The sequence below is a fragment of the Fundicoccus sp. Sow4_F4 genome (genome assembly GCF_052116145.1).
Classification (GTDB): domain Bacteria; phylum Bacillota; class Bacilli; order Lactobacillales; family Aerococcaceae; genus Fundicoccus.
In genome coordinates, this window is sequence record NZ_JBQKLQ010000002.1 from 350488 (window position 1) to 372545 (window position 22058).

15 protein-coding genes and 1 pseudogene are annotated in these 22058 nt (G+C 40.9%); 9 read left to right on the plus strand and 7 right to left on the minus strand.

Going from position 1 to position 22058, the window contains the following annotated elements:
• Positions 1-622 precede the first annotated feature (622 nt).
• From ACTQ5J_RS05595 to ACTQ5J_RS05610, 4 genes and pseudogenes are all read left to right on the plus strand, one after another.
• Positions 623-1723: an IS4 family transposase gene (locus tag ACTQ5J_RS05595; RefSeq protein ID WP_441751287.1), complete on the plus strand. Its 1101-nt coding sequence runs from the start codon at positions 623-625 to the stop codon at positions 1721-1723.
• A 287-nt stretch (positions 1724-2010) separates the two neighbouring features.
• Positions 2011-2163, plus strand: a pseudogene (locus ACTQ5J_RS05600) (IS3 family transposase); the annotation flags it as partial.
• A gap of 72 nt (positions 2164-2235) precedes the next feature.
• The gene (locus ACTQ5J_RS05605) at positions 2236-2658 is read left to right on the plus strand and encodes a DegV family protein (RefSeq protein WP_441751289.1); all 423 of its coding nucleotides are present in this window, start codon (positions 2236-2238) and stop codon (positions 2656-2658) included.
• Between the two features lie 24 nt (positions 2659-2682).
• Positions 2683-3288, plus strand: a complete 606-nt coding sequence (locus ACTQ5J_RS05610; protein WP_441751291.1) for a TetR/AcrR family transcriptional regulator — start codon at positions 2683-2685, stop codon at positions 3286-3288.
• Positions 3289-4116: 828 nt separating this feature from the next.
• On the opposite strand, the gene ACTQ5J_RS05615 is transcribed toward ACTQ5J_RS05610, so the two are convergent.
• Positions 4117-6540 carry a hypothetical protein gene (locus ACTQ5J_RS05615; protein WP_441751292.1) on the minus strand — a complete coding sequence of 808 codons (2424 nt, stop codon included), beginning with the start codon at positions 6538-6540 and terminating at the stop codon, positions 4117-4119.
• A gap of 244 nt (positions 6541-6784) precedes the next feature.
• Between ACTQ5J_RS05615 and ACTQ5J_RS05620 the strand changes: the two genes are divergently transcribed.
• Together ACTQ5J_RS05620 and ACTQ5J_RS05625 are read left to right on the plus strand one after the other, a co-directional pair.
• Positions 6785-7555, plus strand: coding sequence for a hypothetical protein (locus ACTQ5J_RS05620; protein ID WP_441751294.1), 771 nt, complete (start codon positions 6785-6787; stop codon positions 7553-7555).
• 207 nt (positions 7556-7762) lie between these two features.
• Positions 7763-9499, plus strand: coding sequence for a hypothetical protein (locus ACTQ5J_RS05625; protein WP_441751296.1), 1737 nt, complete (start codon positions 7763-7765; stop codon positions 9497-9499).
• A 417-nt stretch (positions 9500-9916) separates the two neighbouring features.
• Here ACTQ5J_RS05625 and rlmH read toward each other — a convergent pair whose 3' ends face one another.
• Complete coding sequence (rlmH, locus tag ACTQ5J_RS05630; protein WP_441751298.1) at positions 9917-10396, minus strand: 23S rRNA (pseudouridine(1915)-N(3))-methyltransferase RlmH; 480 nt, start codon at positions 10394-10396, stop codon at positions 9917-9919.
• A gap of 505 nt (positions 10397-10901) precedes the next feature.
• Here rlmH and ACTQ5J_RS05635 point away from each other — a divergent pair.
• Positions 10902-12278 carry a TrkH family potassium uptake protein gene (locus tag ACTQ5J_RS05635; RefSeq protein ID WP_441751300.1) on the plus strand — a complete coding sequence of 459 codons (1377 nt, stop codon included), beginning with the start codon at positions 10902-10904 and terminating at the stop codon, positions 12276-12278.
• 25 nt (positions 12279-12303) lie between these two features.
• On the plus strand, positions 12304-12972 hold the full coding sequence (locus ACTQ5J_RS05640; RefSeq protein WP_441751301.1) for a potassium channel family protein: 669 nt from the start codon (positions 12304-12306) through the stop codon (positions 12970-12972).
• A 438-nt stretch (positions 12973-13410) separates the two neighbouring features.
• Here ACTQ5J_RS05640 and ACTQ5J_RS05645 read toward each other — a convergent pair whose 3' ends face one another.
• The 5 genes from ACTQ5J_RS05645 to ACTQ5J_RS05665 all read right to left on the minus strand — a co-directional run bounded on the left by ACTQ5J_RS05645 (position 13411) and on the right by ACTQ5J_RS05665 (position 21454).
• Positions 13411-14715: a S1C family serine protease gene (locus tag ACTQ5J_RS05645; protein WP_441751303.1), complete on the minus strand. Its 1305-nt coding sequence runs from the start codon at positions 14713-14715 to the stop codon at positions 13411-13413.
• Positions 14716-15767: 1052 nt separating this feature from the next.
• Positions 15768-17207, minus strand: coding sequence for a 6-phospho-beta-glucosidase (locus ACTQ5J_RS05650; protein ID WP_441751305.1), 1440 nt, complete (start codon positions 17205-17207; stop codon positions 15768-15770).
• A gap of 161 nt (positions 17208-17368) precedes the next feature.
• A complete protein-coding gene (locus ACTQ5J_RS05655) occupies positions 17369-19324 on the minus strand; it encodes a beta-glucoside-specific PTS transporter subunit IIABC (protein WP_441751307.1) in 1956 nt (651 codons plus the stop codon).
• Positions 19325-19542: 218 nt separating this feature from the next.
• Complete coding sequence (gene licT, locus ACTQ5J_RS05660) at positions 19543-20373, minus strand: BglG family transcription antiterminator LicT (RefSeq protein ID WP_441751309.1); 831 nt, start codon at positions 20371-20373, stop codon at positions 19543-19545.
• A gap of 229 nt (positions 20374-20602) precedes the next feature.
• Positions 20603-21454 (minus strand): MBL fold metallo-hydrolase, encoded by an 852-nt coding sequence (locus tag ACTQ5J_RS05665; RefSeq protein ID WP_441751310.1) that lies wholly within the window; start codon positions 21452-21454, stop codon positions 20603-20605.
• A gap of 178 nt (positions 21455-21632) precedes the next feature.
• Here ACTQ5J_RS05665 and ACTQ5J_RS05670 point away from each other — a divergent pair, with 178 nt between their 5' ends.
• The gene (locus tag ACTQ5J_RS05670; RefSeq protein ID WP_441751312.1) at positions 21633-21776 is read left to right on the plus strand and encodes a hypothetical protein; all 144 of its coding nucleotides are present in this window, start codon (positions 21633-21635) and stop codon (positions 21774-21776) included.
• Positions 21777-22058 lie beyond the last annotated feature (282 nt).

Here is a 22058-nt window from a genome sequence, read left to right on the forward strand (position 1 = left end):
TAACATTTCATGTGAATAATTCAACTAAAATTACAATGAGAATTTTTTGGCTTAATTATAAAAGCAACACTTTTCATGATATTTAAAATTCTAACATTCAAACTTTTTCATATTAGATATTACCAAATCAAGATTCTTACAGAAACGTTTGCATTAAAAGATTAAAACACTTCTAATCATCTTATAATCTAATTTATTCTATATATTTAGTTTTTTCCCATTTTACTATTATTAGGCTATTCTTCAACTAATAACATTCTAATAGTGCTATAATATAATAGATACTAGATAATTGTTTTAAAGCTCTTATGATATTTGGTTTAAATCAACTTTTCAAAAATTTAACTAGAGAAACTATTAAGTTATAATTATATTTGACTCTCCCCTTTCTAACATTCAATGACCAAAGATACGAGTATTATTATATGCTATTTAAGTGTAAACTGCCAAAGTTTGTTCCATCTAGCGAAATTTTTTAATTTTCTTTTATATTTTTAGTCACTAGTGGTGCATAAAAATTAATAAAAACAATTTCGGCTTAAATTGACACAAACTACTTATAACCATAAAAAAATCCTTTATACTAGAGATGGATGACTTATCCAATACAAAGGACCTACACATGGATAAGTATAACACAAAAACCTCATTTAATAAATGGTTTTCTTCCATTAAGTTAAAAGTGTTATCAAAAGAAGCTAAACAGCACATCGCTGGCTTTAATCGCTACGTCAAAAAGTTTCATTTTGAGACGGCGTTGAAGCTCTTCCTGCATGGGATTAATACTGAAAAAGAAAGTCTACGGCATCTTGATACCTCGATGGTTTCGCCCGATTTACAGCGAGAACTTGGTTTGGACTCCATCAGTCATACCCAGCTGTCACGTACCTTAACGAAATTGACTCCTGCAGTACTCTGGGAGATTTTTCTTCAGCTGGTTGGCCAAGCGGAGGCCTTGGACAGCCGAACCCACCCACACAAAGTGTTTATAGTGGATTCGACCACCTTCTCCTTGAATAAACAGCGCTATCCCTGGGCTAAGTTCCGCAAGACGAAGTCCGGTGTCAAGTTACATCTGAAAGTCTGCTTCATGGAAAAGGATCAGGTGTACCCGACTGAATTCAAGGTCACGTCGGCAGCGGAACACGATAACAGTCACTTGGACTGCTTGGTGAACGACCGGCAAGCCACTTATGTCTTTGACCGGGGATACGATGATTATCTTCGATTGGACCGGATGAACCGAGAGGGCTACTATTTCGTGACCCGCTTGAAGAAGGATGCCAAACTGGTCGATCTGCTTCCTTCAGCGGAAGTGGCTCACTGTCAAGAACCGATTGAGTCTGACATCCTAGCGTGTTTAGGCGTGACCGAACGTTTTCGGGTGATTACCGTCAAGCGTAAGGGAAAAGACCCTTTAAGGCTGGTTACCAACCGGCACGATTTATCCGCTGATGCCATCAGTGCGATTTACCGTTCACGCTGGGAGATTGAGTTGTTTTTTAAACATATCAAGCAGCACCTAACCATTAAGACCTACTTTTCCCGGTCGGAACAAGGGGTCACCAATCAGCTGATTTTAGCGATGATTGCTTATTTACTCACCTTTTTACTGCGGCAGAGAACCCAGACCCGCTGGGGCCACTTTCAAGTGTTACGGCGCTTACGAGCCTTACTGTTTGAACCCTACGAGCGGCTACTGGCCTTATTAAGACCCACTTGAGGGTAAAAAATGAAGGGTTTCGGTTGCGGCTAAGTTAACTGAATAAGAAAAATTTCTGGTTGAGTCATCCACTTGCGTGAGCGTTGAAATTTTTCCTTAACAACTGGAAAACAATCTCGAATTCGAATCACATATACTTTTATTAATTTTTATGCACCACTAGTGACTAATTATATAAAAATAGTTTTAGTCATGTCCTTCACCATAAAGCGGGTGAACAAGTCCAAGTGGACTGGACGGGTAAACAACCACAGTGGATTGATCCTATGACGGGTAAGATCATTAAAGGCAAAGTATTTGCCAGCCAACAGGAATTAGACTTACACTTATTTGATTACGTGAACTGGTTTAATACTATCCGTATCCATGGTTCCCTCGATTATTTATCGCCCTACGCCTACAAGCATCGATTCACACTCTCAAAGATGAGCATCCAGTAATGACTCTGTAGAGTGGGATCTCTTTTTGAGTGCTCAATACAGTTATTATTCTTAACATAATTGTTCAGTTTAGTGTGGACATACCAAGCAACATATGACCTTTGGGTTGTTTTCAATGACCTCAATCATTTGTATCGTGGTGGACGCCTCAATCGCAGTTCCGCGATTATTGGGGAGGTATTGAAAGTTAAGCCCATTCTGTCCATAAATGAAGAAGGACAATTAAGAATGTCTACTAAAGTACGTACGCAAAAGAAGGCCTTACGATTTATAGCAAATAAGGTGATTAACACAATGCAAGCTAGCCCACAGGGCGAAACCCAAACGGTAGTGATTGCCCATAGTGGGGATTTTGAAACAGCTAAACAATTGGAGGCGCTCATTTTAGAACAAGCCCAGCCTCAAGAAATTATCTTTTGTGAAATTGGACCCACCATTGCCAGCCATACAGGTTTAGGCTGTGTAGGAGCTTTCTTAAGGCAAACTGAATGTTGATTGATGCAAAAAAAGGAGGAAACCATGGAGCCAAGCAAAAGGGATCGCAGAGTCTTAAAATCTAAAAGAGCCATTCGCCAAGCACTCGTCAAAATATTATCTAACAAACTGCTTGAAAAGATTACTATTAAGGAGATTGCGGAAGAAGCCGACGTTAACCGTAAAACCTTCTACAATTACTACGATACTCCCTATCAAGTCATTGAAGAGATCGAAAATGATATCGTTAGTTCTTTTGATAACGTACTGTGTGACCTAAATATCAATGAAATATTGAAGAATCCCATCCATATTTTCGAAGAGTTAACCAGTATTATCCAAGAGGAGTTTGAGTTTTATAGCAATTTGATTCAAGCCCAAAAAGTAGGAGATATCAATTTAATCTCTAAGATCACAGAGGCGCTTAAACAGCGCGTTAAGCTGATAATTCCACAGGAACTTTTCGCTGACAACTTTACGGTCGACCTTGTTATAAGCTACACCATTAGCGGAATCATGGAAGTTTACAAATTATGGCTTTCAGACCCTCAAGACATAACCTTAAAAAAGATGGCTAAAGAAATGAGTGTCTTAACAGTATCGGGAATTAATGGGATGATTGCTGAAGGAAAAGGCGGAGAAAGCATTTGAAATCTCAATCAGTTGCAGGTGATTTTAGAATTCTGTTGGAAGGAAACTGAAATTTATTTCAAAAAAAGTTCATTGGGACTATCAGCAATGTTATTAACTTAAGAGGCTTGACAAAAAAAGTGAGAATTCATTATTTAATGAGTTCTCACTTTTTTGATTCAGCGTATAATACAGATAAGAGACACTGCCTCACTTTTAGTAAGGAAGGGACCTTAAATGTTGGAACAGATGATTTCATTTCAGGAATTGATTGAAGAAGCCCAACCTATTTATCTGGAAGATATTCGATAAGGCAACCCCACCGCTTTTACGCGAAAACGCAAAACCACTCCCTATGACCTCATACTTCAAATGTTTACCCAAAAGGGACACTCGCAGTTCTCAGAGATTTTAAATTTCTACGCCGACCAAGGAAAGCCGATGGATATTTCCACCGTCGCTTTTTACAAAGCACGCATAGGGAATGTTTGCCATTGTTATAGCACTCCGCTTGCGTGACAGTCAGCTAGATTTTATCTAGTTGTCCAACCCTGATACCCGGCGGTAACAAGAATTTGCAGGTGAAGCCTTTGATTGCTTTCATAGCTTCCACTCCAGTAGAGACTCATCTTCCATCCCACCTCTATAATTTGGCTCAAGTCTATACAACAGTCACGTTAGGAAAGTAATGTTAGATTTTTTCAACTAGCATAGGCGTATCACTTTCTGAAAACTTTAAAAATTATGGGTCGACTTTAAACTTCAGAGCAACTCTTAGCATTTTAAGATTGAATTCATCAAGTCAAACATTTTAAGAAGTTTAACCGGTGCCCCACTCTTTCTAGCTTGTCACCAACGAACATGGTCCAAGGCTTCCTGAGTCCAGGGTAGAGGATACAGGCAATATTGCGTTCCACTTGTTGGATCAGTCACCTCTATTTGCAACTTTGGACTGATATATACTTCTTCTGGACCATAAGGATAAAATTCGATGTAGAAATAACCCTTGCTATCCGCCATCCCTTCAAAGTAAGTCGGTCCAGAAAAGCCGTGATTATGAAGATTTAACACTATGGGAGCATTGGGATAAGTATGTCCTTCAATATATCCTTGCTGATCAAAATAACGCTCCAATGTAAAATTAGCATTTTCGGATTCCAGAGCCGTCGGTTTAAATAGATTCAGCCGCTGAAGATTGACTTCACTGCCATCCACATCTGAAATTATTTTAAATACAGAGTTTCTCAAATGAGGCTGAAAGTTAGCTTGAAAGTATCCATTTTGATCCGTTGGCACTGTTACTCTTAAAAGTTCATCAAATGCATCTGTATAAAAACTGTAGTTACCTCGAATAATGGTAATTGATGAATTTGGCAGTGCATAGCCGGAAACTCTGCTATCTTGAAAAAAAATCGGTTCGACTAACAGTTGTCCTTGTGTTGATTGAAGGGACAGCAGTTGCCAAGCGATGGGTGGAATACTGGCTTCCCTTGAGGGAGAGAGATGATGCCAGTTATCTTCTAACCAATCCACCGCACCCGTATATGGAGAGGTCACCTGGTAGCCCATGACTTGATTAAATGGCAAGAAGTCATCATAGACATAAATCGAGTTAGGAAGAGTTTTTGCAAGGTTTTCTTGCCGCATTTCATTCCAATAAGGTACGGAAGTTTGAGCATCACCTGTACTTGGCACTAATAAAGATAAAGTATTTTCTTCATTGCGAATAAGGTAGGCACGATAGGGTAAGTCATGCAACCCGGTAAATGCATATTCAATGGACGCTTCCACCAATCTCATTTGTCCTTCTTCAGTTAATGTTAAGATGTGTTTAGGCTGCTCAAGCTGGGTAGGAATTAAGTAGTGGGAAGGACTGGACTGATTATTGATAAATAAACCAGTGACTCTGTTTTCCTCTGTCTCAATTTGCACTTGCCTAAAATAATGGTGGGGATGTGAGAAATACATGGTCCCATAGGCCAGTTCATTGATATCAACATAAGTTTCTAATCCAGGGTACAAATCTTGTGGAATCGGATAGCGTTCCCCTTCAAAGATATAGGATTCGTCATCTGCGTACAGCCGGTTTAAATGGAGATAGTAATCATACATGTACACAGTAAACCAATCCTCTTGCACAAAGGTACCGAGGTCAGGATAGAACGGACTGATTAGATTGTTAAATACCATCTCAGAATATTGTTTCAAATAGATTGAATCGATAAAATACAGTGCTTCTGAAATAAAGGTATAGGCCTCTTCGTAGTCAAAATAGTATTCCGTATTGTAACCCAATTCGATACTATTCAATTTATCGACAAAAGCTTGAATATCAAAGTTGCCAACAAAGGGGTTCTCCTCAGACATTGACGAATGGTCCGATCCATCGAGCTCTCTATGATTATCCTCATAGGGAAAATGATTTTCCACATTGACCCCATAAGAACTTATCCAATCAAAAGTTTGTGGAATGGGTTGACCATCGCCGCTCATTCCAAGTGATATCACTTGATAAAGGTCATCCACTCGATACCAAAAGTCGGCTGAGCCCCACTGAATAGCATAATAAGGGCGCAAATTATATTCATAGGGGTTTGTTTCCTGATGGTCTTCAAATATTTGAAGGGCATGACCTGTCGCAATGGCAACTGCTTGCCCCAACTTCCAATGCTTATAATTGTCAGCTTTTAAATTTTCTAATTGATCGATTCTTTCAGAAATGATTTCTAACTGGGATCGATAGTTATCTGTCATACCTAGGTCCGCCATCTCCTGATAACGAACATCCTCCGCCAAGAGGATATAGTAAGCTATACGAATCTGAAGTTCATCCAGCAAGGCTCGATCCCAATCCGACCTGTCAGGTTGCATCTCTTCGATAATGAAGGTGTGTCCAAACATTGTCATGACTTCTCTCATGAGTCCCATATAATGTTGGTCGGGATCGTATGCATGGACATATTCTAAGAAAGAGTTATACATGACTTCGATAATGGGTAATTCATTTTGTGAAAAATCGAGTGCCGGTAAATTGCGGATAACTTCAATCGTTAAATTTATTTCCGCATCAATTTGATTAAACGGATTCTTGTCAGTATTCTTTTCATGTACGTCAATCAAAGGGTCAATCATTTCCTGAGCTTGTACATGGGATTCGACCATCCATCCTCGCTTAACTAAAGTTAAGGTAAGCGGATTAACGATTAAGCTAAGCAGCAAAGCCACTAGCCATTTTTTTTGCTTATAAAAGTCTATAAAGTAAGTTTTCCTCATAATAACTGCCTCCTATTAATGATATAAACTTAAAAAGGCTTAAGTTTATTCTATTAACATATCTAATACACATCAAAATTAATAAACAACCATCACTTTCAAAACTATTATATATAAATTTTTCAATGGGTACATCCATGCTTTCTTAAACTAGCTTATAAAATGCTTATGAATGTGTCATTAAAAAGATGATTAATGAAAATATAATGCTATAATCTAAGTAATAAAATAAGGGAGTGTTACGATGATAGCCAAGCCTTTTTGGAAATTACTACTGACTGTTTTAGCTTTAGCTGGGCCCGGTCAAGACCTGATACTATTTGTTTCCTCTTTCTCAAACTCAATTTATGCTCAAGATCTTAACAGTTTTATGGGTTATAATATGCAGCAACCTTGGAAAGATTTACTTTCAAACTTTGACGCCCAACCAAACTACAATACCGAAATCATGCTTCAAGAAGCTCGGCAATTAGATTTTTCACACTTAGCTGCTGAATTTCAAATCATTCTTGATGGTCTTTTGATTGCAGTGCCATCGGGCAGCCGCACTAAGGCATATAACGATAGCTTTATTCTTAGTCGTCAAATTGATAGCGTTTCTTCTGAGGAACAAGTGGCTTTGAACATTATACGTACCATAGACTATCATATGACATCATCCCGATTAGGACCGCATATTAAAAACCAATGGCTATCTAACATTGAACGTTTTTACAATGTTAATGGAAGTCAATACGAGCAGGATATTATTTTCAAACTGGCAAAACGAACAGGTCTGGCGCCTGAAGCTTATAGCTATACTCTCATTGAAGCAACTAGCCCATCAGCCGCTCATTATCTCATCGAGACTACTTTCCAAGACTTCGTCTGGTGGACCAGTAACTATCGTTATGATTATCGCTCAGATGAACTTGACGTCTTGGGTGAGGGGATGATTGACTTTGAGCGCTCGAACCGATGGTATCGCATTAGCTCTGAGCCTGATGAGGTACAGCCATTGAACCCTGGTTCATAAAGCCATCTACCTTCTAACTTTAACAGCTATGCCCCCTCCTCACCCATTGATACTTGAGAAATCACTGCTATAGCTACCTCGTTCGAAGCATTGTCTGTCGAAGAAATTCAAAGCTTACTAACTAGAGAACTCACGCCTCCCCTTTTTTAGAAATGGTGATATAGTGTATCTAGTATTTCAATTTGAAACTGGATAGGAGTGTTTGAAATGAAAGGGTTCATAAAAAGGTTATTTCTGACTTGCATGGTGTTATTTCTGTTTCCTCTGAGTGTTCAAGCTCAGGTATATTCTGAAGAAGAAATGTCAGCTCTTAGAAGTTCTTTATTAAATGAAATTGTAAGTCAACCTGATGAACACGGAAGGTATATTGATTACTATGATGCGGATTCAATAATTTTTGTTATTGAGAATGGTATAAAGCACACCGGCACTGGGCAAGCTGTAAATGTTCAATATTATTTTGGAGATAATTATATTCTAAGTGATTATGCCCTCTCACTAGCAGAAAATTATTTTTATATGTGCTTTATCAATATAACAACTCCAACCGCTGAAACATTAGGAGATAATATTCTTCGAACCTTATCCTACGATGAGGCGGTTGCTTATGCGGATACTCACCCTGAAATTGTTTCAAATTATTGGGGGATTTTCCAACAATTTATTGGGAGTTCTGATCCACAACCTTATGCCTTAACGCAAGCACAATACGATTGGTTACCGGAAGATGCAGCTTATCAAGTATTGGTTCATCATAAGATGAATTTATCTACGGGTGGGGATCCAGGGACAACTATGATGTTCTTGTACGAAGTTTATCCTGAATTAGCCACTATTTCGGAACCACCTACGACTTCAGTGCCAACAACATCCCCCGAGGAGCTCGAAGAGACGATATCTACATTAGTAAATGAATATCCTAGTTTTACTTTTTCGGAAGGAAAATATGATATTCAAAAAATTTTCCTCTTACAACCAAACGAAGCCGGTAACCAAGGTAACAATGATTATATGTTGGGAATTGAGTATCAATATTCGCACACAGGTTCTGCCTCTGTAGAGAATGACCAAGTCACTTGGTTGAACAAGGTGAAGGTCTTGCAACGGGACAATCCTTTGGAACAAGCTGCCTATCAATTTGGCGACCAAGATGTTTTACAACCCAGCGTTATTTCAAGTCAACCAGTTGAAGGAGTCATTTACTACACTTTGAAAACACTCGACAAGGATATGATCATCGATGGTGGTGAACAAACTTACACCATCGACGTGAAAACCTTAAGAAAATATCCACGACAAAGTGCAGGTTATTTAGCAGATGATAATTTGAATGCGATGATTTTTGATTTTAACAAGGTTTATGCGATTAGCCCGATGGAATTAAATATGCGTCATTTCGATTTAGGAACCATCGAAACTTTTTCACCAGAAGCCCTAGGTCATTACAACTTATTAGTTGAGAAAACAGGCTCCACCAATTGGTATATATACGAGATGCCCGTTCACTACGAATTGAACGAGGACAGGACAGTAGTGGCATCTAAACTTCTCAACGGTGACCAACTAAAAGAAATCGCTACCTTATCCACTGGAACAAACTGGGACGGCATGACTTGGAATGATGTTAGCTACCGCCGCATGGTGGATGATTCAGTCGTCGCTCAACCTTCAACACCTGATGAGCAATCCGGTGCCTATGTCACAGTTTTAGTCGGAAACTTTGGCGAACAACAAATATCCGGTACGGCCACACCATTTTCTACTGTAGAAGTTACCAACAACAATTCAAATGTCATTGTGGAAAGCGACGCACAAGGAAACTGGACCACCCAAGTTGACGGCCTCCAAGTTCACGAATGGGTCTTTGTAACAGCAACGACACCAGATGGGGAAGTGGTGCATGCCAAAAGCAAGTCTGGCGGTGGTGGAGTGTTTACGAGGTAGAATGAAAGATATTTTTAAATGTCAACCTTACTAATAGCCCTCTAAGTGAAAAAAGTACTTTTATTATTACTTTTTAATTTGATTATCAAATACTTATTCTGATGGGAGTACTACACCGAACTTGACGGCAAGAAATATCCTTTCACTGGAAAATTGAACAAGCCCAGAGTAATCATACTTACTAAATAACTATGAATGATTAGATTCCGTCATACTAAAGCAGAGCTTACAGGTTTTCCTGTAAACTCTGCTTTATTTTTTTGATGTGATTGATGGTAATTTGAAATTTTACCTATACATTCGAGTATTGTTTTAGCTCAAGAAAATCTAGTGATTCCCCGATTCCCCGACAATTTTAGAGAGATGTAAACATTGGACAGACCATATTGTTAATAGAATCAGAGGCTATTTTTATCATCATTTATGGTACGCATGTCCAGATTTGATTCGAAATGCTCGGTAAATTTGTTCGACGAGTACAAGTCGCATTAATTGGTGTGGCAGCGTGATACGGCCAAAGCTGATCGACAGGTCTGAGCGTTTTTTTAATTCATCGGCTAGGCCGAGTGAGCCGCCGATAATGAAGCTGACTTTGCTGTCTCCGTATGTCGCGAATTGATCTAATTGTGCCGCCAGTTCCTCTGAGCTGATGATCTTGCCTTCAATGGCTAGGACAATTACTTTTCGCCCTGGGGCCAGTCGGGCATTGATTCGCTCAGCTTCTTTGGCTAGGACTTGGTCGATTTCTGTCTCTGACATGTTATCGCCGGTGGCTTCGTCAGCCACTTCGATGACTTTGACTGTCGCGTAAGCACCTAGCCGCTTCAAATATTCCGCTATGCCCTGCTTTAAGTACTTTTCCTTTAATTTTCCTACACAGATTATTTCTATATTCATCTTGCGCCCTCCCTGATTTTTCTGTTTAATCATAGCACTTTATGGGATTGTTTTGTATTATAATTGTAGGGTTCAAGTATGCCAGTGCTTTAACGAAACGCAATCTGATTGCTTATGGCATGGCATTGAGCTATCATTGCAAGTTGTTGGCGGCTAATGATGAGCTGGTTTAGGTTTATTTGCTTGTGGCGGGTGACGGCTGACAATGTTTCAAAGAAATCATATGATTTAGAGTAAAGTCGTCTCGATAGCGTGTCCATCGTACCTAGTGTGGATGTGGAGTTGGCACGATTGCATGACGATTTTATGAAAGAAGCGAGCTGGCTCAAAGACTATTTTTTTGACACCTTGAATAATAGTATTGGCACAAACTCGTTCACTAAGGTTATTGTTAGAAATTGACTCGCGGCAAAAAATCTAATGTACTGACTGATGATCTGAGTCGAGACGTTAGACCAGTTAACATGCGGAACATGCCACGATATGAGATAGGAAGGAGACTTTTATGTTTGAGCGGTTGAAGCCAGAAAATTGGTCGACATCTTTTCGTCTGGTTTCGAGTTTTATTTTGTTCGCTTTTATTGGGAGCTTTGTATTGGCGCTACCTATCATGCATCAACCAGAAATAGAAGCGTCCTATTTTGACCATTTGTTGACGGCGGTTTCTTTGGTTTGTGTGTCGGGGATGGCGTCCTTGCCGATTGGGGAAACGTATAATATTTGGGGGCAGATGGTGGCGCTTTTGATGATTCAGGTCGGTGGGCTTGGGGTGATTACGATTATCAACACGGGGCTGTATTATTTGCATCGTCGGATTCCGTTGAAGGATCAGTATATTCTGCAGGCGGCGTTGAATCGTGATACGAATACTAATTTTCTTGGTTTTCTTTTTTCGATTTATCGTTTTACAATTTATTTCGAGTTGGCGGCGGCCGCGGTTATTATGATTGATTTTTGGCCGCGTTATGGCTTCTTGAATGGAGCGTTTAATGCGATTTTCCTGTCGGTGTCTGCTTTTACGAATTCTGGTTTTGATAATGTTGGGGTCAATGATATGCAGGCTTTTGCTAGAAACCCTTTGATTCTGCTGACTTTGGCAGTATTGATTATTGCGGGTGGTTTGGGTTTTTCGGTTTGGTTTGAGTTGTGGGAACGCACGCTTCGTTATTATAAACAGCGGCCGAAAAACTTTAAATTAGCCTTTAGAAATTTGAGCACTCATACGCAATTAGTCTTACAGGCGACCTGCTTTTTCTTAGTAGCGGGAACGGTGTTGATTTGGATTTCAGAACAGAGTAATCCAGCAACTATTGGGAATGCTCCGTTGGGTGAGCAGTTACTCGCGAGTTTTTTCAAATCGGCAAGTACCCGAACAGCTGGCTATGCGACCTTTAGTTATCAGGATACGCAGCCTTTTACAAAATTTATTTATATGATTTTAACGATTATTGGTGGTGCTCCTGGTGGAACGGCTGGTGGGATTAAGGTGACGACCGTTGCGATTCTGTATTTCTTGTTTCGCTCGGAATTAAAGAGTTATTCAGAAGTCGTCTATAATCGTCGTGTCTTTCCGTCGAGTCTAGTCCGTCAAGCAGTGATGATTGCCTTATTCTTTGTGGTGATTGCATCCCTCGGTTATGGGAGTTTATTGTTGACGCATCCTCACCTTCGCTCGATTGATTTATTGTTTGAGACGATGAGTAGCTTGGGAACTTTAGGGGTGTCGCTGAATGTGACTTCACAATTGAATTTATTTGGGCGAATTGTCATTATGATTTTGACGATTGCTGGACGTGTAGGCCCTATTACTCTCTTGCTGGCGATTTTACAGCGTAAAAGTCCAGACATTCATTATGCAAAAACCAATGTGTTGATTGGTTAGTGCTTGAGATAGAAAGGAAAAAAATATGCAGAATAAAACTGTGGCAGTGCTTGGCTTGGGAGTTTTTGGGCGAACGGTTGCCCGAGAATTAAGTAAGTATGGCTGTGATGTGATTGCGATTGATGGTCTCGAGGCGAATGTGGATGCTGTTGCGGATGTAGTGACCTACTCGGCGATTGGAGATTTCACGGATCTTGACTTGTTGAAAAGTGTCGGCTTAGGTAACTGTGATATTGTGGTGGTTGCGACAGGGACGAATCTCGAAAGTTCGGTTTTAGCTGTGATGCACAGCAAGAAATTAGGCGTGCCACAAATTATTGCCAAGGCCCGCAGTATGACCTATAGGGAAGTCCTGTACGAGGTGGGTGTCAGTGCCGTTGTCGCGCCGGAAAGGGATTCGGGCATGCGGCTTGCTTCTAAAATCCTTCGCAACAACATTGATGAAGTCCTGAGGTTGGATGATGATACGTCCATTATTGAATTTGAAACGCCAATAAAATGGGTGGGCAAGAGTTTAATTGAATTAGATATCCGTCGAAAATATGACTTAAACTTGCTCGGCATGAGAGAAGAACGAGGCGAGCCCTTAACTCCACTAGTTATTGACAAGCCTTTTGAAGCCGATACGATTTTGGTCGCGATGGCCGCTTCCCATGTTTTTGAAAGACATGATTATTTAGGGCATTTTGAATAGATGAACGATTCGCTACAGCTACGAAAGTGGCTGTTTTTTGATGTGTCTTTTTCGTTTTCAGTCATAATCGTGGAAATGATTGTGCATAAGTCTGTGGATATCCACAAATTCTGTGGATATCCACAAATTCTGTGGATAAGTTGATGGTTTTTGACAGTTATTAGCGAGCAATTCAACAGAAAGCGTTTACGTTTTTTGAGAGTTATTATTTTTTTGCTAAAAGGATAAGTTTTCGAGACTTGTGCACTGTTTTAAGCTGGTTATCCACAGTTATGAACAGGTTTTCTGTGTACAACTGTTGGAAATGTTAATAACTCATGCTTTCAGAGGATAGAGTTGTCAAATTGTTTCTTCCAGAGGCGCGGTTATACACAAAAAAACCAAAGGCTAGGAAAATGCCTTTGGTCTTATGGAAACGATATGGATACTTATTGTTCTTTATTCACCGATGATTTCTAGTTCTGTTGTTTCGGCTACTTCGGTCAGTTCGGCGGTAATAGTTGTTTCTTCGCCGTTTCTTAGCACAGTGACCTCGATTTGGTCTCCAATTTTATAGCGGTAGAGTTGTTGGCGTAGTTCTGTGTTGTTGGCGATTGCTTCGCCGTTTATTGCTGTGATGACGTCGTATTCTTGGATGTCAGCTTTTGCTGCAGCTGAGTTTGGTGCGATTTCCACAACCGCTACTCCGTCCATCATTTCTGGGTCTAGTTTCAAGATATTGACGCGTGAGTTTTCTGTGAGTACGCTCACGTCATATGTGCTAACGCCTAGGACGGGTCGTGTGACTTCGCCGTTTGTTTCCAGTTGGTTGGCGATGTCTTGGACGTCATTGGCTGGAATCGCAAAGCCCATACCTTCGACACCGGTTGCTGCAAATTTACTTGAGTTAATGCCGATTAGTTGGCCGGCTGAGTTAATCAAGGCCCCACCAGAGTTACCTGGGTTGATGGCCGCATCTGTTTGCAGGAGGGTCATGTTCCAGTCTTCGACTTGGTCGCCGTCTAAGTCCACTGCCACTGAACGGTTCAAGCCTGAGACAATCCCTTGGGTTACAGATGTCGCAAAGTCGCTACTTAATGGCGAGCCAATCGCAATCGCTTGGCTACCGACTTGTAATTTATCTGAGTCTGCAAATTCAACGGTTGTTGTTACGTTGGCTGCGTCCATTTTAATGACTGCTAGGTCACTTAGTTCGTCTGAGCCAACAAGTGTCCCCTCGACGGTTGTTCCGTCTGTTAGGCGGATTTCTAGGGCTTGTGCGCCGTCGACTACGTGATGGTTAGTCACTATATAGGCAGTGTCGCCGTCGATTTTATAAATAACGCCTGATCCTTGTGAGACCATTTGTAGGTTGTCTTCTTCTGCGCCTGGCAATTCGATGCCGTGTTGGGCGCCATACATTGCTTCAAAGGGATTTGTGCCTTGCATGGCAACGCTTTGCATATTGCCTACTGAAACGACGCCGTCTTTTGTTTGGTCGACTGCGCTAATTATAGTATTTTCAAAGTCAGTAAGTGGTGCTGTTTGACTTGTTGTATCTTCTTGTGTAAAGGCCGTCGTCAGGTGGCTCGCACCGCCAAAGACTGTAAAGACGGTCAAGACGATGACGACTACACTGCCGACGATTCCGCCGAATACACCTTTCCAGAAGCTAGGTGTTTGAGGGCGAGTGCTTGAGTAGTCGCGCGTGGATACTGGTGCGTGTGTGTCTGTTTGTTTAGTGTGTTTCATTTCGTTTGTCAATCAAAATCATCCTTTCCTTAGTTTGAGTTTTATCTCTTGCAATGTCTTTATTGTATCATCAAAATTTGAACGAATTATGAATTTTGCTTGTTGATTTTTTTAACGAAATGCTTATTGGCTTGGTATTTGTGAAGATTTTATGTGAGACTTAGGGGATGGGCGCCACCTGTGCGTAGAGGCCTATGACTTGTGGACAATTTTTAGAGTAAAATAGCGCTTTAATTGAATGATGAAGAGATAAGCACTTCGCTAACCTCTTAATAACTAGGGGTTAGCGAAGTGTTAAATTTGTTCTGACATTTAATCGATTGCTTAGAAATGCAAAAAATCACCACAGAAATCTTCACACTCGACTATCACAACTAGTTTAGACTCGGCTGGATTGGATAGCGATTGTGACAATCGACTAGAGAAACCCGAGAGTGTGCCGACTCTACTAGACACTCGACTGGTGAGACCCGAGAGCGTGCCGACTCTACTAGACACTCGGCTGGAGAGACCTGTGAGTGTGCCGACTCTACTAGACACTCGGCTGGAGAGACCTGTGAGTGTGCCGACTCTACTAGACACTCGGCTGGAGAGACCTGTGAGCGTGCCGACTCTCCTAGACACTCGGCTGGAGAGACCTGTGAGTGTGCCGACTCTACTAGACACTCGGCTGGAGAGACCTGTGAGTGTGCCGACTCTACTAGACACTCGACTGGAGAGACCTGTGAGTGTGCCGACTCTACTAGACACTCGGCTGGAGAGACCCGAGAGCGTGCCGACTCTACTAGACATTCGACTGGTGAGACCCGAGAGCGTGCCGACTCTACTAGACACTCGGCTGGAGAGACCTGTGAGTGTGCCGACTCTACTAGACACTCGGCTGGAGAGACCCGAGAGCGTGCCGACTCTACTAGACACTCGGCTGGAGAGACCTGTGAGTGTGCCGACTCTACTAGACACTCGGCTGGATGCTGGAGAAAATCAAACGCATGCAATAATCTATTTTCGTGTGATGAATATAGAAAAAGCCACACCCTTCGGCGTAGCTCTTCTATTTTATTAAATTAACCTTTGGTATAATCTAAGTTCTCTCCGTTTGAGTCAATGACTTGCTTGTACCAGTTAAAGGATTTTTTCTTCGAACGTTCAAGCGTTCCGTTACCTTCGTTGTCTCGGTCAACGTAAATGAAGCCATAGCGTTTCTTCATCTCGCCTGTTCCTGCTGACACTAAATCAATCACACCCCAAGTGGTATAACCAAGTAAGTCCACACCATCTAATTCCACTGCATCTTTCATTGTTTCCACGTGTTGTTTCAGATAATCAATACGGTAATCATCAATAATCGCTCCGTTTTCGTCTGGTGTATCGATTGCTCCTAGACCATTTTCAACAACGAATAACGGTTTTTGGTAACGGTCGTACAATTCATTCATCGTAATACGGAAACCAAGTGGGTCAATTTGCCAGCCCCACTCGCTTGCTTCTAAATAAGGGTTCTTAACTGAGGCAAAGATATTGCCTTCTGTCTTCTCGTTTACAGCCGGATCGCCAGATGAAACGCGCGAGGAATAATATGAGAAGGAAATAAAATCAACTGTGTGTGCTTTCAATAATTCTTTGTCGCCGTCTTCAAATGGAATCTCAATCCCTTTACGCTCTAATTGTTTCAAGGCATAAGTTGGATACTCTCCACGAGATTGCACATCGATAAAGAAGTAGTTTTGTTGGTTATCGATTTGCGCTTGACGCACATCGACTGGGTTTGGCGTATTTGGATAATATTGTCCTGCCGCCACCATGCATCCAACCATATTCTCTGGATCCACTTCATGCGCGATTTTAGTTGCTAAAGCACTTGCTACTAACTCATGATGAGCTGCCACATACATCGCTTGTTCTTGGTTTTCCCCTTCTTCAAAGACGATACCTGCGCCCATAAATGGTGCGTGTAAAATCATGTTAATCTCGTTAAAGGTCAACCAGTATTTGACTCTCCCTTTGTAACGGTTGAATAAAACCGTACATAGACGTTCATAAAAACCAACTACTTGACGGTTTCTCCAACCACCGTATTCAGTAATTAAATGCATCGGCATGTCAAAGTGAGTAATCGTCACCAAAGGCTCGATGTCGTAGCGTAATAATTCATCAATTAAGGCATCGTAAAACTTCAAGCCTTCTTCATTTGGCTCGGTTTCATCCCCTTTAGGAAAAATACGCGTCCAAGCAATACTGAAGCGATAAGTTTTCATGCCCATCTCAGCAAATAAAGCGATATCCTCTTTAAAGCGGTGATACATATCGATGGCTTTCTTAGCAGGATAAAAATGGTCCTCATCGAAGGCTAAGTGTGTCATTTGACCGATAATAATTTGTTCACGGTCCTCGCCAATTGGCACCACATCTACGTTTGCTAAACCACGTCCGCCTTCATCATAGCCACCTTCACATTGATTGGCTGCTGTTGCGCCACCCCATAAGAAATCTTCTCTAAATCCCATACTTCTTCTGCCTCCTCAAATTTTTGACAAGTACTTTACTTCAGTGTACCGTCTCTTACTCTAATTCTCCAACCGAAACGATTCCATTAAACCGTAAGCTTCTAGCGCTTCGGCTTTTAAATAGCTTTCAGTCGCTAGATGCTTGCTATTTTATCTAAGCTTTATTTAACAATTGTAAATAAGTAATCACCTTGTTGGATATCACTTTCACTGCTCACTAGAATATCTGCGTAGTCCGCGGAATTCGTAACGATAATTGGTGTCACTGTTTGGTAACCCGCTTCTTTAATCAAAGCAATATCAAAACGAACAAGTTCTTGACCTGCTTCGACGACATCGCCTGTTTCGACTAATTTCTCAAAGCCACGGCCTTCTAAGTTTACTGTATCTAAACCAATATGAATTAAAATTTCTGCTCCGTTTTCTGTAATTAAACCAATCGCATGACCTGTCGGGAAAAGTGTAGCTACTGTTGCGTTGACTGGGGCTTTCACCACGCCTTCAGTTGGCTCAATCGCAATCCCTTTACCCATTGCTCCACTAGCAAATACTTCATCTGGTGCTTGCGATAATGGCATTGCACGACCTGTTAATGGACTTGCCACGATTTCTTGCATGGCTATCCCGTCAGTTTCGACGACTACTTGGCTAGTCGTTGGCTCAGTGTAAGCTGTACCATTATCTGTCGTTACTGAGACTGCCTCACCGTATAAATTTGGAATTTTAACAAGCATTGTTAAGAAGAAGCCTGCTGCTGTCGCAATCACAATCGTCAATAAGAACATCCAAACACTTCTTGTATCTTGTCCACTTGGATCAATAAAGGCTGGGATTGAGAAAATTCCTAATCCTGCCATGTTGTAACCGATTGTTCCTGTGATTCCAACAAAAGCACCTTGAATCGCTCCAGCAATACATGACATGATAAATGGTGTACGCATCGGTAAAGAGAAACCATAAATGGCTGGTTCAGTCACTCCGAACAATGACGAAATAATCGCTGGAATTGCTAATGTTTTTACCTTAGGTTCTTTTGTTTTCAAGTAAATCGCAATCATTGCACCCATTTGAGCAAAACTTACCGCACTAATCACCGCTAAGATGTTTGACATGCCATTGGTCGTTACTTGTAAAATCATAATTGGTACGAGACCCCAGTGAAGTCCTAATAATACCAATAGTTGCCAAGACCCACCCAGCACTAAACCAAATAGAATTGGGCTGAAACCATTCAAGGCAATGAAAGCTGCACCGATTAAACTCGATAACCAAGTCGCAACTGGACCAAACACTAACATCGCTAATGGCACACCCAGTAATAAAGTAAAGAATGGGGTGAAGAAAACTTTAACTGAATCTGGCAATCGTTTTGAGAACCATTTTTCGAGTAAAGAGGCTATGTAAACTGCAAAAATTGCCGGAATAACGGATGAATAATAGCCGCCCGGTGGCATAATAATTGGAATGCCTAGGAAGGTTGATGTAATCGCTGATTCAAAAATTGTCCCTTCGAATAAAGTATAAAGTACTGGTAATTCACCTAAAGTATTTAATGCTGGATACAACATCGCGGCAATTACACCCATTGCTGTATACTGATTCATCTTAAAGCGTTTCGCTGCTGCCAAACCAATCATGAATGGTAAAAATTGGAACAGACCATCGCCGGCTGCGTTTAAGATGGCATAAAATCCATTGGTTGACGTCATACCTACCGCACCTAGTAAAGCAACAACCCCTTTAAGAATACCGGCTGCTGATAAAACACCTAGGAAAGGTTGGAACAAACCTGACATTAAATCGATGAATTGTTCAAAGATATTCCCCTTTGGTCCGTCATCTTGCGATCCACTTGTTTCTCCACTGATTGAGGTTTGCTCAACAATTGTGTTGTAAACGTCTGGTACATGGTTTCCGATAACCACTTGATATTGACCACCACTTTGAACAACCGTGACAATGCCATCACGTTTCTTCAAGTAATCCGTATCTGCCTTACTTTCGTCTTTTAATTTAAATCTCAAACGTGTGACACAGTGTCTTAAATCACTCACATTATCTTCGCCACCTACGTGTGCTACAATATCTCTTGCTAATTCATCATAATTTTTCGCCATTTTATTTCTTCCCTTCTCTTAAGCTTTTATTTATTTCTTGGCCATCAACTATCTGCTTAATCCCTTGGCAACTCCCTCCTTCTTTTTTTATTTGATCAAAAGAAAAAACCTAAATAGATTAGACGAACGCAAATATACCTTTTTCTAAAAAGTTATCGTTTCATACAATCTATTTAGGTTTTGCCTGCTTGACCAGTAACAATCCTATAATGGATGGGTTATTTAGTTGTTGCTAACCTTTGAATGTGAATGGTTAGATACACTTGTTCTTCACGTCCTACTGGAAAATCGTAGGTTGTTTCGATATATTGTTTAATTTTATCTGAACAGGCAAAAGCCTTCGGATACGTCTCTTTCACTTGTTCATATAGGAAGGAATCATTCGATCCTTGTTGTAATTTATTAGTCACTCTCTGGGAGAAATACTGTAAATGGGTCACAAACCGTTGATAAGAAATCGAGTCTTCATCAAAGTTCACTCCATAATGCAATCGCAGAATATGTAGAATGTCTTGGACAATTTTCAACATCCGCATGGTTTGTTCAATCATCTGTCCTTCTTTTTGAGCATTAATCAAATGCAAAGCAATTGATGAGGCTTCGCTTTCTTCCAGACGGGTGCCGGTTTTTTCTTCGACTAGATCGAGCGCTTCGAGGCCAACTTTATATTCAGCCTTGTAAACACGGCGGACTTCCCAAGCTAAAGGATTCGTTAGCGGCAAATTATTGCGGTGGCGTTCTAAGGCGAAACGCAAGTGATCGCCCAAAGTGATATAAACATGACTTTGAAACTCTTGTTCTAAACGATCCTCGGCCAGTTTGACAATCGCAAAGACAGTATCAATTTCCTCTGTCGTCAACTGTTGGTAAATGTCATCAAACATCGCGTCATCTGCTTTGAGTACAAATGTTTTATTAATTTTACTCGAGTCAATCGCATCGCCGGTTCCTTTTTGAAAACCAATGCCTCGTCCCATAACTACCATTTCTTCACCGTTCTCATTTGTAGCTTGAACGACATTATTATTGAGAACTTTTTGAATAAGCATGGTCCGCCTCCTTAAAAATAATAAAAAACCTAAACATACATAAATAAACGGGCGCAATTTCCCTAGCTCACTTACGTATATTTAGGTTTTGCCTGCTTGACCAGTAACAATCCTTATAGCGACACTTTTTTTAAAATGCAACCGTTTTTATTCTTTTTGGACAAAATAGCAAGAATCGCCATCTGCTTGTTTATTTCAAGCAGACGGCGATTAGTCATATTTTGTTAAATTAGAGATGTTTCAACGGGCTTGCGATTTCTGGATCGGTCATGTGTAATTTAATTTGCTTTTGAATATCGATATCGTGCTGGTTCAAGATATCCTCCATGGCATGCATGGCAAGCTGCTTGGTGTTATTATCGCGGCTTAAATGCCCCAAATAGACATCGCTCGTGTTCTCACCGATTAAATCAATCATCGCCAAGGCGCCGTCCTCGTTGCTCAAGTGACCTTTGTCGCTGAGTATTCTTTGCTTAAGCGACCACGGGTATTTGCCGTAGCGAAGCATTTCGATTTCATGGTTACTTTCGATCAAGTAAGCATTCGCATTCACGAGTAAACTACGGAGCTTTTGGCTAACATAACCTGTGTCCGTCAACATGACGAATTGCTTTTTACCTTTCTGAAAGGCATAAAACTGAGGCGAAATGGCGTCGTGACTAACGCTATAAGTCATGATGTCTAAATCACCTAAACTCAACATCTCATCTGGTTGAACATAACGTCGATTCTCCTCTTTAACGATTCCGATGTTTTTGTCCATTGCTAGCCACGTTTCTTTGTTGGCATAAACCGGTAGGTTAAATTTGCGCGACAAGATGCCAACACCTTGCACGTGGTCGGAATGTTCATGCGTGACAAAAATCGCATCAATGTCATCCATCTTACGATCAATTTGCGCTAACAGACCTTGAACTTTTTTACCGCTGAGGCCTGCATCAACTATAATTTTCTGGCCGCTGGTCTCAATATAGGTACAGTTACCGCTACTTCCACTTGCTAAAATAGAAAAGCTCAGTTGATCTGTACGAATTAATTCTGGTGTGTTTAATTGTATGTTATCTATCGTTTTGACTTGCATAATATCCACTTTCTAATATGAATTTTCTTGTAAACAGTACCTCTAACATACCATTTTGAGCAGCGGATGACAAGTTGACTACCTTGTGGTCAATTGGTCTTACGACTGATAGGACGGGCTTTGGTAGTGCTTAAACTGAGCCTGTAAATTTATTTAAAGATTATTGTTGGAGGGGCAGATGAGTGGAGTAGTCGATTTAGGTTTAATGTGTCGACTCAACGCGTCAGTCGGCACAATAGATGGAGGAGACTGTCGACTCGACGCGTCAGTCGGCACAATAGATGGGGGAGACTGTCGACTCAACGCGTCAGTCGGCATATAAAAATCAGAATTTTGACTTGTATGAGAATTGAATGGTGAAAAATAGTTAGGGTGACTTGTTTTCACGCGAGTTTTTAATCTTACTGGTAAATCCAGCTTTAATGTGTCGACTCGACGCGCCAGTCGGCACAATAGAGGGGGGAGACTGTCGACTCAACGCGTCAGTCGGCATATAAAAATCAGAATTTTGACTTGTATGAGAATTGAATGGTGAAAATTAGTTAGGGTGACTTGTTTTCACTCGAGTTTTTAATCTTACTGGTAAATCCAGCTTTAATGTGTC